This window comes from Streptomyces sp. NPDC046122 (genome assembly GCF_056429965.1).
In genome coordinates, this window is the sequence record NZ_JBWKLQ010000010.1 from 23,271 (window position 1) to 39,493 (window position 16,223).

Sequence of the window (16,223 nt, forward strand, 5' to 3'; positions counted from 1 at the left end):
CGTCTCCTCCTGCCTGCGTCGATGTCCGGCCACCGGGGCGACGCTCGCCGGGCCCCTGATGTGTCTGACTCCCTACTCAATCACGCGCCGGCCGGCCGCCGTCCGGCGAGGCGGTCGTGTGCGGCGGCGGCGCCCGCCGCGCGGAGCCGTAGGGAAAATCTCCGCGCGGGGCGGCAACCATCCCGTGACCGGCGGCGACTTGACGACGGCACGGGGCTCACGCCCGTGTGCCGCAGCACCTGATCACACGTCCCCCGACCCCCCACAGTCGTCCGACCGGAAGGACCTTCCGCTCATGACCCACCAGCACAGAACCAAGAAGGCGCGCCGACGCGCCGGCCTGGGAGGCGCGGCCGCCCTGGCGCTGACCGCCGGGCTTCTCGGCTTCAGCTCGCTGACCCCCACCGCCTCCGCCGCGACCTGGCCGACCCCCAACGGCAGCCAGGCGGTGCCCGCGACCATCCCCGTGTCGGGCGTGAAGGACGGCGGGTACAAGAAGTTCTACGGTTCGGGCGAACTGGCCGGGGACGGCCAGAACGAGGGCCAGGACCCGATATTCGAGCTGGCCGACGGCGCGACGCTCAAGAACGTCGTCATCGGCGCGCCCGGTGCGGACGGCATCCACTGCAAGGGCAGTTGCACCCTGCAGAACGTCTGGTGGGAGGACGTCGGCGAGGACGCCGCCACGTTCAAGGGCGGCAACTCGGCCGTCTACACGGTGTACGGCGGCGGCGCCAAGAAGGCGGCCGACAAGGTGTTCCAGCACAACGGCGGAGGCAAACTGGTCGTCTCGAAGTTCGCGGTCCAGGACTTCAAGACGCTGTACCGCTCCTGCGGAAACTGCTCGAAGCAGTACAAGCGCACCTCGGTCTTCGACACCGTCGAGGTGACCTACCCCGGCTCCCGGCTGGTCGGCATCAACACCAACTACGGAGACAGCGCCGCGCTGCGAAACATCACGATCGTCGGTGACAGCGGCCGGAAGATCGTGCCGTGCCAGAAGTACATCGGGAACACCACGGGCGCGGAGCCGGTGGCCAACGGATCGGGCCCGGACGCCAATCACTGCAAGTACACGTCCTCGGACATCGCCTACAGGTGACCGCGCGCTGAATGCCACGGGCGGCGGAACCGGCCGGCAGCCGATTCCGCCGTTCGCGCTCAGCGGGGAGGCCGGCACGTCACGAGCGTCCCGCGCCGAGGAGCCGGACCGGGCCGTCTGCCACGGGCACGCCGAAGTCCGGTGTGCCGTCGGGCTTCCAGTGCAGGCGCTGGATCCGGGTGTGGCGGTTGGGGTCGTGCAGCGGGTCGCCGTCGATCTCCTTGTACTGGCGGGCGTGGTAGACGAGGACGTCGGTGCGCCCGTCCTCGGCGACGGTGAAGGAGTTGTGGCCCGGGCCGTACTGCCCGGTCGCGGCGCTGCTGGTGAAGACGGGCAGCGGTGACTTCCGCCAGGCGCCGGGGGCGAGCAGGTCGGCGTTCTCGTCGGCGGTGAGAAGGCCGAGGCAGTAGTTGGCGTCGGTCGCGCTCGCGGAGTACGTCATGAAGAGCCGGCCGTTGCGCCGGACGACCGACGGCCCCTCGTTGACCTTGAATCCGATGCGCTCCCAGTCGTACTCCGGTGCGGTGAGCCGGACCTGGGGGCCGGTGAGGGTCCACGGGTTCGCCATGCGGGAGAGGAACACGGCGGTGTTGTCGTCCGTGCCGGGTTCGTGCTGCGCCCAGGCGAGGTAGCGGTCGGAGCGGTGGGTGAAGGTGGTGGCGTCGAGCGAGAAGGTGTCCCAGGCGGTGGTGAGCCTGCCCTTCTCCGTCCAGGCGCCGCGGAAGGGGTCGGCGCTCCTGTTCTCCAGCACCCAGATGCGGATCTGCCACACGTCGTGCGCCGGGGCGGCGGCGAAGTAGACGTACCAGGCGCCGTCGATGTGGTGGATCTCGGGCGCCCAGATGTGCGCGGCCATGTCGCCGGTGGTGTGCCTGCGCCAGATCACGGACTCCTCGGCCGCCCCCAGGCCGGCGAGGGTGCGGGAGCGGCGCAGGATGATCCGGTCGTACTCGGGCGCGGTGGCGGTGAAGTAGTAACGCCGGTCGGTGTGGCGGTGGATGTGGGGGTCGGCGCGCTGCCGGACGAGCGGGTTGGCGAGGGCGGGGCCCGCGGCGTGGGCGGTGCGGCCCGCGGCGTGGGCCGGGTGTGCGACGGCCGCCGTCGCGCCCAGGGCGAGGGCGCCTCTGAGCAGGGTCCTGCGGGTGGTCGTCTGACGGTGGTTCACAGTGATCCCCTCATGCGTTGGTTCGACATGTCGAACGTCGTACGAGACTCTGTGCAGCCGAGACGGTAGCGGCGCCTCGGCCCACACACCAGCCCCCGGGGCAACACAACCTCCCTGCGCTCCGCGCAGCACGATCGCCGACCAACTCCGCTGCCCGACAGCCAAGTTCTGCTGTCAGAACCATTGACGTGGCATGGACGCGGACTTAGCTTCAACGCGTCGTACTTCGTACGTCATATATGAGACGCGATACGCGAGATATGTGAGTCCCCATGGTTTTCGCTCCGAGTCCGATCCCCTCCCGCACGCAGTACGTGCTGGAGGCGATCAAACACGCCATCCTCACCGGCGGTCTCAGCCCCGGCCAGGCCCTGGTCGAGACCGAACTGGCCGCCCGGTTCGGTGTGTCCAAGACTCCGGTGCGCGAAGCGCTGAAGACCCTGGCGGGGACCGGCCTCGTCGTGATGAACCAGTACAAGGGCGCCGCGGTACGCACGGTCGACGCCACCATGGCCCGCGAGGTCTACGACGTGCGGCTGCTGCTCGAACCGGAGGCCCTGCGCCGCACCATCACCTCGCGGGCCTCCCTGGAGGGCGCCCAGGAGGCCCTGCTGCGGGCCGATGAGGCGACCGACCCGGCCGAACGCTCCCTGGCGAACCGCGCATTCCACCGGGCGTTGTACCTGCCCTGCGGCAATCCGCTGCTCGCCAGGATGCTGGACGAGGTGCGCGACCAGGCGGCCCTGGTCTCCACCGTGGCGTGGTCCGCCGTCCCGTCCTGGGAGCGGGAGGCGGGCGAGCACCTGGCGATCCTGCGCCTCGCACTCGACGGCGACGCGGACGGCGCCGCCCGCGCCCTGCACTCCCACATCGCCGATTTCGTCCAGCGTGCCTTCCCGGAGGGGGATCCCGTATGACCAGCGCCGACTTCTCCGCGTCGCGCCGCGCGCTCGCCGACGTCGTGGCGATCCCCGTGACGCCCTTCGCCGCCGACGGCTCGCTCGACACCGCCGCCCACCGCGCGCTGCTGGGCCGGCTGCTGGACGGCGGGGTGCGCACACTGACCCCCAACGGGAACACCGGCGAGTTCTACGCGCTGACCCCGCGGGAGCGCCGCGCCGTCACCGAGCTGACCGTCGAGGAGGCCGGCGGCCGGGCCACCGTCCTCGTCGGCGTCGGGCACGACGTGCCGACGGCCGTCGCCGACGCGGAGCACGCCCGGGACGCGGGCGCGCAGATGCTGATGGTGCATCAGCCGGTGCACCCGTACGTCTCGCAGGGCGGCTGGACCGACTACCACCGCGCCGTCGCCGACGCCGTCCCCGGGCTCGGGATCGTTCCGTACATCCGCGACCCGCTGCTGAGCGCGGACAGCCTGGTGGCGCTGGGCGAGTCCTGCCCGAACGTGATCGGTGTGAAGTACGCGGTGCCCGACGCGGCGCGCTTCGCCGCCTTCGCCAGGGACGCCGGGCTGGACCGCTTCGTGTGGGTCGCGGGGCTGGCCGAGCTGTACGCGCCCGCCGCCTTCGCGGTCGGGGCCACCGGTTTCACCTCGGGCCTGGTCAACGTCTCGCCGTCCGTCTCGCTGGGGATGCTCGACGCCCTGCGCGCCGGGGACTACCCCGCCGCGATGAAGACCTGGGAGCAGATCCGCCCCTTCGAGGAGCTGCGGGCGGTCCACCGGTCCGCCGACAACGTCTCGGTCGTCAAGGAGGCCCTGGCCCAGCTCGGACTGTGCCGGCGCGACGTCCGCGCGCCCAGCAGGGCGCTGCCCGAGGAGCGGCGCGCCGAGATAGCGGAGCTGCTGGCCGGGTGGTCGGTGTGAGGGATCCCGAGAGTCTGCGCAGCCACCAGTGGTACGGGACCGAGGGCCTGCGGTCGTTCAGTCACCGCGCCCGCACCCGCCAGCTCGGGTACCTCCCGGAGGAGCACCTGGGCAAGCCCGTCATCGCGGTCCTCAACACCTGGTCGGACATCAATCCGTGCCACGTCCACCTGCGGGACCGCGCGCAGGCGGTGAAGCGGGGAGTGTGGCAGGCCGGGGGTTTCCCGCTCGAATTCCCGGTCTCCACGCTCTCCGAGACCTTCCAGAAGCCGACCCCGATGCTCTACCGGAACATGCTGGCCATGGAGACGGAGGAGCTGCTGCGCTCCTACCCCGTCGACGGCGCCGTGCTGCTCGGCGGCTGCGACAAGTCGACGCCCGCCCTGCTGATGGGCGCGGCGTCGGTCGACCTGCCGGCCGTCTTCGTGCCCGCGGGGCCGATGCTTCCGGGCCACTGGCGGGACGAGGTCCTGGGCTCGGGCACGGACATGTGGAAATACTGGGACGACCGGCGGGCCGGTCTCATCGGGGACGCCGAACTCGCCGAGCTGGAGAACGGTCTCGCCCGCTCCCCCGGCACCTGCATGACCATGGGCACCGCCTCGACCCTGACCGCCGCGGCCGAGGCGCTGGGGGTGACCGTGCCGGGCGCCTCGTCGATCCCGGCCGTGGACTCGGGACACGACCGGATGGCCGCGGCCTCGGGCCGCCGGATCGTCGACCTCGTGCACCGCGACCTCAGGCTCTCGCACATCCTGACCCGGGACGCGTACGAGGACGCCGTCGCGACCGTGCTGGCGCTCGGCGGTTCGACGAACGCGGTGATCCACCTGATCGCCATGGCCGGGCGTTCGCAGGTCCCGCTCACCCTGGACGACTTCGACCGGATCGCGCGTACGGTGCCGGTGCTCGCGAACCTGCGGCCCGGCGGCCAGTACCTGATGGAGGACTTCCACTTCGCCGGCGGGCTTCCGGCGTTCCTGTCGCGGCTGACGGACGTCCTGCATCTGGACCGGCCCACCGTGGCGCACGACTCGCTGCGCGAGCAGCTCGCCGGGGCGCGGGTGCACAACGCCGAGGTGATCAGGGCACGTTCACGGCCGCTGGCGGACGAGGGCGGCGTCGCGGTCCTGCGGGGCAACCTCTGCCCGGACGGCGCGGTCATCAAGCACATCGCCGCCGAACCGCACCTGCTCCGGCACACGGGGCCCGCCGTCGTCTTCGACGACTACCGGACGATGCAGCGCAGCATCAACGACCCCGGGCTCGGCATCACCGCCGACACGGTGCTCGTCCTGCGCAACGCCGGCCCCAAGGGCGGTCCCGGGATGCCCGAGTACGGCATGCTGCCGATCCCCGACCACCTGCTCAAGGAGGGGGTCCGGGACATGGTCCGGATCTCCGACGCCCGGATGAGCGGCACCAGTTACGGCACCTGCGTGCTGCACGTCGCGCCGGAGTCGTACGTCGGCGGGCCGCTCGCCCTCGTACGGACCGGTGACACGATCACGCTCGACGTGCCCGCCCGCTCGCTCCGGCTGGAGGTGCCGGACGAGGAGCTGGAACGCCGCCGGGCCGCGTGGTCGCCGCCGCCGGCGAAGTACGAACGGGGCTACGGCGCCCTGTACAGCGAGCAGATCACCCAGGCCGACACCGGGTGCGACTTCGCGTTCCTGTCACGGGCGGGGAACGTGCCCGACCCGTACGCCGGCTGACCGCCGCGCTCCTCCTCCACCGGGCAGCCCTGTCCGCCATCTCGAACGACGTCTGGAAAGCGCTCACCCCCGTACGGCACCGCACGAGAACGCACGAGAACGGAGAAGCAGTCATGGCCTCAGCCGTGGCCAGAACGCCCAGGGCGCCGGGCCGCCGCGCGGGAGCACCGCCCCGCCGACTCCCGTACCTGCTCATCGCCCCCGCCGGCCTGCTGATGCTCGGTTTCATCGCTTATCCGGTCATCAGCGTCTTCTACTACAGCCTGCGGAACTACAACGTCACCAAGCCGTGGCGCGACGGCTTCGCCGGATTCGACAACTTCGTACGCGTCTTCACCGACGACCCGCAGTTCTGGACCACCCTCGGCTTCAGCGCCCGCTGGGTCGTCGTCCAGGTGGGCCTGCAGCTCGCCCTCGGACTGGTCCTCGCGCTGCTGGTCAACCAGACCTTCGTCGGACGCGGCATCGCCCGCGCGATGGTCTTCTCGCCGTGGGCCGTGTCCGGGGTGCTGACCACCACCATCTGGATGCTGCTCTACAACCCGTCCACCGGCGTCAGCCGCTATCTGGCGGACGCGGGCATCGGCTCGTACGGCACCTCGGTCCTCTCCGACACCGGAACCGTCTTCTGGGCCGCGGTCCTCGCCGAACTCTGGCGCGGGGTCCCCTTCTTCGCGATCCTCATCCTCGCGGACCTGCAGTCGGTGCCGAAGGAGCTGTACGAGGCGGCCTCCGTCGACGGGGCCGGCCGGACGCGGCAGTTCCTCCACATCACCCTGCCCCACCTCAGGGACGCGATCGTCCTGGCCACGCTGCTGCGCGGGGTGTGGGAGTTCAACAACGTCGACCTGCTCTACACCCTCACGGGCGGCGGACCGGCAGGCGTCACGACCACGCTGCCGCTGTACGTCGCCAACACCGGGATCGAGGGCCACGACTTCGGCTACGCCTCCGCGCTGACCACGGTCGCCTTCGTGATCCTCCTCTTCTGCTCGATCCTCTACCTGCGCCTGAGCAAGTTCGGAGGCGACTCCAAGTGACCGCAGCCCTCGCGGAGAAGCACCCCTCCCCCGCGCCACCGTCCGCCGCCGGCGCCCCCGTACCGCCGGACCGGGGCACGCGCTCCCGCCGGTTCCGGCGGGAGCGGGCCTTCGACGACGTGCCCCGCTGGCAGATCTACCTGCCGCTCGGCCTCTATCTGCTCTTCACGCTCGTCCCGTTCTACTGGATGGTGCTCTTCGCGCTGCGGCCCGCCGGGTCCACCTCGCTGGTGCCGTGGCCGCTGACCTCCGAGCACTTCGAGAAGGTCTGGAACGAGCGCAGCTTCGGGATGTTCTTCCAGAACAGCATGATCGTCGGCGTCGCGACGCTGGTGATGACGACGCTGATCGCGCTGGCGGGCGGTTACGCGCTGGCGCGGTTCGAGTTCCGGATCAAGAACGGCTTCATGCTGGCCCTGCTGTGCTCGCAGTTCATCCCCGGCGCGCTGATGCTCGTACCGCTCTTCGAGATCTTCCGGAACCTCCAGATGATCAATTCGCTGGGCAGCGTGATCATCGCGGAGACGGTCTTCCAGCTCCCGCTGTCCATCATCCTCATCAGCGGTTTCATCAAGAACGTGCCGGTCTCCCTGGAGGAGGCCGCCTGGGTGGACGGCTGTTCGCGCTTCCGGGCGTTCTGCGCCGTGGTGCTGCCGCTGCTGCGGCCGGGGCTGATCGCCGTCGGTTCGTTCGCCTTCGTGCACAGCTGGAACCACTTCCTGTTCGCCCTGATGTTCCTCAGCGAGCAGGACAAGCAGACGATCCCGGTCGGGCTCAACACGCTCATCGGCGCGGACAGCGTCGATCTCGGAGCGCTGGCCGCGGGCGGCGTCATCGCCGCCGTTCCGGTCGTGATCGTCTTCGCCTTCATCCAGAAGTGGCTGATCACCGGCTTCAGCGCGGGGGCGGTGAAGGGATGAGCCTGCCCGTCGTACTGGCCGGCGCGCGCGGTCACGGCCGTTCGCACCTGCTCAACGTCCGCCGTCTCGAACAGCTGGGCCTCGCCCGGCTCGCCGGGATATGCGAGCTGACGCCGCTGGACGCCGACGAGCTGGACGGTTTCGGCGATCCGCCGCAGTCGTCCGACTTCGGCGCGCTGCTCGACGCGACCGGCGCCCGCGTCGCGATCGTGTGCACCCCCATCCACACGCACACCGATCTGGCGCTGGCCGCGGCGGCGCGCGGCGTGCACCTGCTGCTGGAGAAGCCGCCCGCGCCGTCGTACGCGGAGTTCGAGCGGATGACCGCGGGGGTACGGGCGGCCGGCACCGTGTGCCAGGTCGGCTTCCAGTCCCTCGGTTCGCACGCCCTCCCCGCGATCCGCGACCTGATCGCCCGGGGCGTCATCGGCGACCTGCGGGGCGTCGGCGCCGCAGGGGCCTGGGTCCGGGACACCGCGTACTTCGCCCGGGCCCCCTGGTCGGGCCGCCGCCGCATCGGAACGGCCGACGTGGTGGACGGGGCGCTGACCAATCCGCTGGCGCACGCGGTCGCCACCGCGCTCGCCGTGGCGGGCCGCCCCCGGTCCGAGGACGTGGCGGGCGTCGAGGCGGAGCTGTTCCGCGCCCACGACATCGAGGCCGACGACACGTCCTGCGTACGGGTCACGACGACGGGCGGCGTCCCCGTCACCGTCGCGGCGACCCTGTGCGCCGAGCGGACCGCCGAGCCGTACGTCGTCGCCCACGGCGACCTGGGGCGGATCACCTTCTGGTACCGGCAGGACCGGGTGCTGGTGCAGCGCTCCGGGCACGGCCCGCGGGAGGTGGTGCACGGCAGGACGGACCTGCTGGAGAACCTGCTCCGCCACCTCGCCGGGGACGCCCCGCTCCTGGTGCCGCCGGAGGTGACCGGCGCTTTCATGCGAGTCGTCGAAGCGGTGCGGCTGGCCCCCGATCCGGTGGCGCTGCCCGCCCACGCCTGGCGCACCGTCGCCGGCGGGGCTTCGGCGCCGCGCCGGATCGTCTCCGGTGTGGACGACGTGGTCGCCGCGAGCGCCGACACCCTGGCCCTCTTCTCCGAACTGGGCGTCGCCTGGGCGCCCGCCACCGAGGTGAGCGCCCCGTGAACCCCACGCTGACCCTGCGCTGTTCGGGACGTTCCGTCGCCCGCTACACCTTCGCCCCGGAGCTCGGTGCCGGTCTCCCGGCGCGCCCCTACCTGCACCCCGTCTCGACGCTCGGCGGTGTGCCGGTCACCGAGGAGATGCCCGACGACCACGTCCATCACCTGGGGGCGGGGGTCGCCGTGCCCGACGTGGCGGGCGCCAACTTCTGGGGCGGCAGGACGTACGTACGCGATCGGGGGCCCGTGGCGCTGGACAACCACGGGACCCAGCTGCACCGGGGGTGGAAGCTGTGCGATCCGGACGGCTTCGTCGAGGAGCTGAGCTGGCGGACCGGTCCGGACGACGCTGCCGAGCTGCTGCGGGAGCACCGCACGGTCGCCGCCACCGCACTGGACGACCGGGCCTGGGCCCTCGACTTCACGTTCTCGCTCACCAACACCTCGGGCCGCGACCTGTCCGTCGGCAGCCCGGCCACCAACGGCCGCACCGGCGCGGGATACGGCGGCTTCTTCTGGCGGGCCCCCAAGAAAGCGGCGGCGCCGCGCGCGTTCACAGCGACCGGGCGGGGCGAGGAGGCGGTGCACGGCAGTACGGCCGACTGGCTCGGCCTGGCGGGCGACGGGTGGACGCTGGTCTTCGCCGGGGCGACCGAACGGACCCGCCGCGACCCGTGGTTCGTACGCACCGGCGAGTATCCGGGCGTGGGCTCGGCGCTCGCCTGGGCGCGGCGGCTGCCCGTACCGGCCGGCGAGACCGTCGTACGGCGCCTGGTCACGGTCGTGGCCGACGGCGCCCTGGACCGGGCGGCAGCGGCGGCGTACGCGCGCAGGGCGGTGGGCGCGTGAGCCGGGTGTGGACCGCCGATCTGGGCGACGGCACCTACCGCAACCCGGTGCTCGCCGGCGACTGGTCCGACCCGGACGTGGTGCGGGACGGCGAGGACTACTACCTCACCGCCTCCAGCTTCGGCCGGGTGCCGGGACTGCCGCTGCTGCACTCGCGCGACCTCGTCAACTGGTCGCTGATCGGGCACGCCCTGGAACGGCCGGTGCCCGCCGAGGGGTCGGCGGGGCCCCGCCACGACCAGGGGGTGTGGGCGCCCTCGCTGCGGCGCGGCGGCGGCCGGTTCTGGATCTTCTGGGGCGACCCGGACCGGGGCATCCACCAGATCAGCGCGCCGGACGTCCGCGGCCCGTGGACGGAGCCCCATCTGCTGAAGGCGGGCAAGGGCCTGATCGACCCGTGCCCGCTGTGGGACGAGGAGAGCGGTGAGGCGTACCTGGTGCACGCCTGGGCCAAGTCCCGTTCCGGGGTGAAGAACCGGCTGACCGGCCACCGGATGAGCCCGGACGGGCGCACCCTGCTCGACGGGGGCGAGGTGGTCGTCGACGGCGACCTGATCCCCGGCTGGTTCACGCTCGAAGGCCCCAAGCTCTACCGGCACGACGGCTGGTTCTGGATCTTCGCTCCGGCCGGCGGGGTCGAGACCGGCTGGCAGGGGGCGCTGCGCGCGCGGGAGTTCTTCGGTCCGTACGAGCACAAGGTCGTCCTGCGCCAGGGCGGGACGGACGTCAACGGACCGCACCAGGGCGGCTGGGTGCGCACGCAGACCGGGCAGGACTGGTTCCTGCACTTCCAGTCGCGCGGGGCGTACGGGCGTGTGGTGCACCTCCAGCCGATGCGCTGGGACGACGCCGGGTGGCCGGTGATCGGTGACGCGGGCGAGCCCGTGGCCGTACACCCCAAACCGGACCTGCCCGCGCAGCCCGTCACGGCCCCGGCCGCGGACGACGGCTTCCCCGGCGGTCGCCACGGGCGGCAGTGGCAGTGGACGGCCGGCCCCGGCGTGGGGTGGACCGTGCCGCACTCCGGGGACGGTCTGCTGGCGACGTGCGTACGGACGGCCGACGCGCACGACCTGCGCAGGGTCGCGAACGTGCTGGTGCAGCGGCTGCCGGCCCCGGAGTTCACCGCCACTGTCGGCCTGGCGCTCGAGAGCCGGGCGCCGGGGGCGAAGGCGGGGTTCGCCGTGCTGGGAGACGCCTTCTCCTGGATCGGCCTGGAACGGGACGCCGACGGCGGCGTCCACCTCGTCCACCGGTACGCCGAGGAGGTGGCCGGGAGCGAACGGGACGCGGAGTACAGCCGGCCGGCGCCCGGCGGCGGCCCGGTGCGGCTGCGCGTCGAGGTCTCGGCCGGGGCCCGCTGCCGGTTCTCCGCCGACACCGGGGACGGCTTCCGGCCCTCGGGGGAGGTCTTCGCGGCCGTGCCGTGGCGCTGGGTGGGGGCGCAGCTCGCGCTGTTCGCCACCGCGCCGCCCGGGGCGGGGCCCGCCGGCGCCGCCCTCTTCACCGATTTCCGTATCACCGCCCCACCTGAACCCACATCTGCGAGGAGCGAGCCGCAATGACGCACACCGAGAGAGAAGAGCAGCCCATGAGAACCTCCACCGGAACCGGACGCCGTGGAACCCGCACCGCCGCCGCCGTCGCGATGGCCACCGTGCTGGCACTGACCGCCGCGGCCTGCGGGGACGACGGCAGCGGCAGCACCGGCGACGAGGGCTCGGGCAAGGGCGAGATCACCTTCTGGGACAACAACGGCGGGCCGCGCACCGCCGTGTGGAAGGAGATCATCAAGGACTTCGAGGCGGCGAACAAGGACATCAAGGTCAAGTACGTCCCCGTCCCGATCACCGATGTGCAGTCGAAGTACGACACCGCGATCGCGGGCGGCGGCCTGCCGGACGTGGGAGGCGTGGGGACCGCCTATCTCGCCAACATCGTCGCGCAGGACGCCCTGGAGCCGGTCGGGGACCGGATCGAGGAGTCCGGGCTGAACGGCAAGCTCGTCGAGTCGATGGTGGAGGGCGTCCGGACGGCCGGCGGGCGCGGGGACGAGATGTACTCCGTGCCCACCTCCGCCAACAACGGCACGCTCTGGTACCGGACCGACCTGTTCAAGGACGCTGGTCTCGGGGCGCCGACGACCTGGGAGGCGTTCTACAAGGCCGCGGAGAAGCTGACCGACGCGGACGACAACGCCTTCGGGTACACGATCCGCGGCGGAGCGGGGTCGGTCGCCCAGGCGCTGGACGCGATGTACGGGCAGTCCGGCATCACCACGTTCTGGGAGGGTGAGAAGACCACGGTCGACGACCCGAAGAACGTGGCGGCACTGGAGAAGTACGTCGGCCTCTACAAGAAGACGACGCCCGAGGCCGACGTCAACAACGACTTCGCCAAGATGGTCGCCCAGTGGGACTCCGGCACGATCGGGATGCTCAGCCACAATCTGGGCTCCTACCAGGACCACGTGAAGGCGCTGGGTGCGGAGAAGTTCGCCGGCATACCGAACCCGACGGGTCCCGGTGGCACCCGGGTCCAGGTGTCCAACCCGGTGGACGGTCTCGGCCTGTTCAAGGCGAGCGACAACAAGGCGGCAGCGTGGAAGTTCATCGAGTTCGCCGCGTCGCACGAGGCGAACAGCAAGTGGAACGAGGCGGCGGGCGCGATCCCGGCGAACACCGAGGCGGCCAAGGACCCCTGGATCAGTGAGTCGGAGCCGACGAAGCTCGCCGCGCGCTCCCTAACCGACGGCAGCACCACGATCGTGCAGTTGCCGTACTACCTGCCCGACTGGAATTCGATCACCAAGGCCGACAACGAGCCGGAGTTCCAGAAGGTGCTGCTCGGCAAGACGACGCCGAGGGCGTTCCTGGACAAGCTCGCCGACGAGCTGAACGCGGCCCAGGCCGAGTGGAAGCAGCAGAACAAGTGACCAGCCGCAGGCGCGTCCTGGCGGTCCTCGCCGCCGGGCTGCCGCTCGCCGTGGCCGGGGGCCCGCCGGCCGCGGCGGGCCCCCGGGACGCCCGAACGGGCCGAGGAGCTCACCGTATGCGAACCGTCTTCATCGCCGGAGACTCCACCGCCGCCGACAAGTACCGCTCGGCGGCCCCAGAGACGGGCTGGGGCACGGCCCTGCCCTTCTTCCTGCACGAGCACCTGCGGGTGTCCAACCACGCGGTCAACGGCCGCAGTTCGAAAAGCTTCATCGACGAGGGGCGGCTGGCGCCGATCCTGGAGGCGATCCGCCCGGGCGACTTCCTGCTCGTGCAGTTCGGCCACAACGACCAGAAGGCGGCAGACCCCGCCCGCTACACGGAACCGTGGACGAGCTACCAGGAGCACCTGCTCCAGTACGTCACCGGGGCGCGCTCGCGCGGCGCGCTCCCGGTGCTGCTGACCTCCGTGGAGCGCCGGCGGTTCGACGCGGCAGGTACGGCGCTCGCCACCCACGGCGAGTATCCCGAGGCCGTACGGGCCCTGGCGGCGGAGCAGGACGTGCCGCTGCTGGACGTCGCGGCGCTCTCCCTCGCCCTGTGGCAGAAGCTCGGGCCCGAGACCACCAAGAAGCACTTCCACTGGCTGGCGCCGGGCGAGTCCCCCAACTACCCCGACGGCGTGTCGGACAACACCCATTTCCATCCGCCCGGCGCCATCGAGGTGGCGCGGATGACGGCGCGTGCCCTGAAGAGCGAAGGAGTGCTCGCCCCGCACGAGGCGCGCCGCCTGAACGCGGAGATTCCCGAATCCTGGCTGACCTGGCACGAGGAGCCGTAACATGCGCAGACCCTCAACTCACGCGAGCCTCACCGCGCTGGCCGTCGCGGTCCTGACGCCCGGCCTGCTCGCCGCCGCCCCGGCGGCGAGCGCTCACCCCTCGCCGGTGCGCGGCGCCCACGTCCTTCCCGCGAACGACGGGTGGGCGTCGGCCGGCGGCGGCACGACGGGAGGCGCCGGCGCCGACGCGGCGCACACCTACACCGTCCGCACGTGGAGCGAGTTCAAGCAGGCGCTCAAGGACGGCGGCGACGCGCCGAAGGTCGTCCGGGTGCGCGGCACGCTCGACGGCATGGGCGGCAGGACCTGCGAGGACTTCGCCGCCGACGGGTACAGCCTGGACGCCTACCTGGCGGCGTACGACCCGCGGACGTGGGGCGAGGCCCCGCCCTCCGGCCCGTTGGAGGAGGCCCGCGCGGCCTCGGCCGTCGCGCAGGCGGAACAGATCAAGGCGTACGTCCCGGCCAACACGACGATCGTCGGCGCGGGCAGGGGCGCGCGGATCCTCGGCGGCTCGCTCCAGATCAAGGACGCCGACAACGTCGTGGTCCGCGGCCTCACCTTCGAGGACGCCTTCGACTGCTTCCCGCAGTGGGACCCGACGGACGGGGACGGCGGCGCGTGGAACTCCGAGTACGACAACCTCGTCGTGTACGGCTCGACCCATGTGTGGATCGACCACAACACGTTCACCGACGGCCGCCGACCGGACAGCGAACAGCCGCACTACTACGGGCAGTTGTTTCAGCAGCATGACGGCGAGCTCGACATCGTCAGAGGCTCCGACCTGGTCACCGTCTCCTGGAACGCCTTCACCGACCACGACAAGACCCTGATGATCGGCAACAGCGACGGCGCGGGGGCGACCGACCGGGGCAAGCTGCGGGTGACCCTCCACCACAACCTCTTCCGCGACGTGGTCGAGCGGGCGCCGCGCGTGCGGTTCGGCCAGGTCGACGCGTACAACAACCACTTCGTGGTGGCGGCGCAGGGGTACGCGTACAGCTTCGGCGTCGGCATCGAGTCGCAACTGGTGGCGGAGAAGAACGCCTTCGCCCTGCCGGACGGTGTGAGCCCGGCGAAGATCCTGAAGAAGTGGAAGGACGCGCCGGTCACGGAGAAGCACAACTACGTCAACGGCGTCCGGGTCGATCTACTGGCCGCGCACAACGCGGCGAACCCGGACAACCCGCTGCGCGAGGGCGCCGGCTGGACCCCGGTGCTGCGCACCCGGGTCGACGCGCCGCGTGTCGTACCGGCGCTGGTCACCCGCGGGGCCGGCGCGCCCGGGCACTGACCGCCGCCGGCGGCTCCCGGCCCCGTCCCCGTTCCGTACAGGAGTCCCGCATGTCCGCACGCCACCCCACCCGCCGCACCGCGCTCCTCACCGCCGCCGGCATCGGCCTCGGCGCGGCCCTTCCCCTGACCGCCGCCCGGCCCGCTGCCGCGGATGCCCGGCCGTTCGGCCCCCACGGGTCCCCCGCCCGGCGGCGCGGCCCCAGCACGCTCTACGTCGACCCGCAGGGCCGGGGAGACCACACCACCGTGTCCGACGCCGTCCGCGCCACCGCGGGCGACGGCTGGACGCTGGTGCTCGCCCCGGGGACGTACCGCGAGACGGTGACCGTTCCCGCCGACCGCACCGGACTCACGCTCCTGGGGGCCGCGTCCGACGCCAGGCGGACGGTCGTCGTGTACGACAACGCGGCGGGCACGCCGAAGCCCGACGGGACTCCGTACGGGACGGGGGGTTCGGCCACCGTCCTGGTCCAGGCCGACGGCTTCACCGCCCGCCGGGTCACCTTCGCGAACGACTGGCTGCGCGCCGAGCACCCCGACATCACCACGGGCACGCAGGCCGTCGCGATCCGGGTGCTCGGCGACCGCAGCGCCTTCCACCACTGCCGGTTCCTCGGCCACCAGGACACCCTCTACGCCGACACCCGCTCGCTCGCCGTCACCGCGCGGCAGTACTACGGCCACTGCCACATCGAGGGCGACGTGGACTTCGTCTTCGGCCGGGCCACCGCCGTCTTCGACCACTGCGTGCTGCGCACCCTGGACCGGGACGTGGACTTCACTCCGTACGGCTTCGTCTTCGCGCCCTCGACGGCGAGGGCCACTCCCCTCGGCTATCTCGCGACCCGCTGCCGGGTCGTCAGCGCCGCACCGGACCGGGCGTACAAACTCGCCCGGCCCTGGGTGCCGAGCTCCGACCCCGCCGCCCGGCCCTCCCTGGTCGTACGGGACACGTGGCTCGGTCCCGGCGTCGACGCCGAGGCGCCGTACGCCTCCATGCGCGACGCCCACCCGTGGCAGGACCAGCGCTTCGCCGAATACCGGAACACCGGGCCGGGCGCCCGCGTCACCGTCCCGGCCGAACGGCCGCAGTTGACAACGGAAGAGGCCCGCGCGCACACCCGCGCGGCCTACCTCGGCGACTGGCGGCCCGAGCGCTCGGACCGTGGCCGGTGAGCGGCTGACGTCCGGGGCGCGACCGGGCCGGTGATCACCCGGCCCGGGCGTGCCCCGCCTCCTTCACCGGGCGGATCGGCGCCACGCCTGCGCCCGGGCCCGGACGGTCGCGGGGGCTGGGTGAGACGCGGGTCGAGGCGGCGGGGCTGTTCCGCGCGGGGGGAGCGAACGCGCCCGTGCCGCCCGGCCCGCAGTGGCGGGTCCGGGCGGC

Annotated in this window: 14 protein-coding genes; 13 read left to right on the plus strand and 1 reads right to left on the minus strand. The window is 72.2% G+C overall.

The window, feature by feature from the left end:
• Positions 1 to 295 precede the first annotated feature (295 nt).
• A complete protein-coding gene (locus tag AC07FK_RS24155; RefSeq protein ID WP_479107014.1) occupies positions 296 to 1,102 on the plus strand; it encodes a pectate lyase in 807 nt (268 codons plus the stop codon).
• 79 nt (positions 1,103 to 1,181) lie between these two features.
• Here AC07FK_RS24155 and AC07FK_RS24160 read toward each other — a convergent pair whose 3' ends face one another.
• The gene (locus AC07FK_RS24160; RefSeq protein WP_479107015.1) at positions 1,182 to 2,267 is read right to left on the minus strand and encodes a glycoside hydrolase family 43 protein; all 1,086 of its coding nucleotides are present in this window, start codon (positions 2,265 to 2,267) and stop codon (positions 1,182 to 1,184) included.
• 272 nt (positions 2,268 to 2,539) lie between these two features.
• On the opposite strand from AC07FK_RS24160, the gene AC07FK_RS24165 reads away from it, so the two are divergent.
• The 12 genes from AC07FK_RS24165 (at position 2,540) to AC07FK_RS24220 (ending at position 16,012) form a co-directional block, all read left to right on the plus strand.
• A complete protein-coding gene (locus AC07FK_RS24165; RefSeq protein ID WP_479107016.1) occupies positions 2,540 to 3,184 on the plus strand; it encodes a GntR family transcriptional regulator in 645 nt (214 codons plus the stop codon).
• Positions 3,181 to 4,092, plus strand: coding sequence for a dihydrodipicolinate synthase family protein (locus AC07FK_RS24170; RefSeq protein ID WP_479107017.1), 912 nt, complete (start codon positions 3,181 to 3,183; stop codon positions 4,090 to 4,092). The genes AC07FK_RS24165 and AC07FK_RS24170 overlap by 4 nt, the downstream gene beginning before the upstream one ends.
• Positions 4,089 to 5,807 (plus strand): L-arabinonate dehydratase, encoded by a 1,719-nt coding sequence (gene araD, locus AC07FK_RS24175; protein ID WP_479107018.1) that lies wholly within the window; start codon positions 4,089 to 4,091, stop codon positions 5,805 to 5,807. Before AC07FK_RS24170 ends, araD begins: the two co-directional genes overlap by 4 nt.
• A 113-nt stretch (positions 5,808 to 5,920) precedes the next feature.
• Entirely contained in the window at positions 5,921 to 6,847 is a 927-nt protein-coding gene (locus tag AC07FK_RS24180) for a carbohydrate ABC transporter permease (protein ID WP_479107019.1), read from the plus strand.
• Entirely contained in the window at positions 6,844 to 7,767 is a 924-nt protein-coding gene (locus tag AC07FK_RS24185; RefSeq protein WP_479107020.1) for a carbohydrate ABC transporter permease, read from the plus strand. Before AC07FK_RS24180 ends, AC07FK_RS24185 begins: the two co-directional genes overlap by 4 nt.
• A complete protein-coding gene (locus AC07FK_RS24190) occupies positions 7,764 to 8,915 on the plus strand; it encodes a Gfo/Idh/MocA family protein (RefSeq protein WP_479107021.1) in 1,152 nt (383 codons plus the stop codon). Before AC07FK_RS24185 ends, AC07FK_RS24190 begins: the two co-directional genes overlap by 4 nt.
• A complete protein-coding gene (locus AC07FK_RS24195) occupies positions 8,912 to 9,760 on the plus strand; it encodes a DUF6807 domain-containing protein (protein ID WP_479107022.1) in 849 nt (282 codons plus the stop codon). The genes AC07FK_RS24190 and AC07FK_RS24195 overlap by 4 nt, the downstream gene beginning before the upstream one ends.
• On the plus strand, positions 9,757 to 11,325 hold the full coding sequence (locus tag AC07FK_RS24200) for a glycoside hydrolase family 43 protein (protein WP_479107023.1): 1,569 nt from the start codon (positions 9,757 to 9,759) through the stop codon (positions 11,323 to 11,325). The genes AC07FK_RS24195 and AC07FK_RS24200 overlap by 4 nt, the downstream gene beginning before the upstream one ends.
• 26 nt (positions 11,326 to 11,351) lie before the next feature.
• The gene (locus AC07FK_RS24205; protein WP_479107024.1) at positions 11,352 to 12,695 is read left to right on the plus strand and encodes an ABC transporter substrate-binding protein; all 1,344 of its coding nucleotides are present in this window, start codon (positions 11,352 to 11,354) and stop codon (positions 12,693 to 12,695) included.
• A complete protein-coding gene (locus AC07FK_RS24210) occupies positions 12,692 to 13,537 on the plus strand; it encodes a rhamnogalacturonan acetylesterase (protein WP_479107025.1) in 846 nt (281 codons plus the stop codon). The genes AC07FK_RS24205 and AC07FK_RS24210 overlap by 4 nt, the downstream gene beginning before the upstream one ends.
• Position 13,538: 1 nt before the next feature.
• Positions 13,539 to 14,834, plus strand: a complete 1,296-nt coding sequence (locus AC07FK_RS24215; protein ID WP_479107026.1) for a pectate lyase family protein — start codon at positions 13,539 to 13,541, stop codon at positions 14,832 to 14,834.
• Positions 14,835 to 14,884: 50 nt separating this feature from the next.
• On the plus strand, positions 14,885 to 16,012 hold the full coding sequence (locus AC07FK_RS24220; RefSeq protein ID WP_479107027.1) for a pectinesterase family protein: 1,128 nt from the start codon (positions 14,885 to 14,887) through the stop codon (positions 16,010 to 16,012).
• Positions 16,013 to 16,223 lie beyond the last annotated feature (211 nt).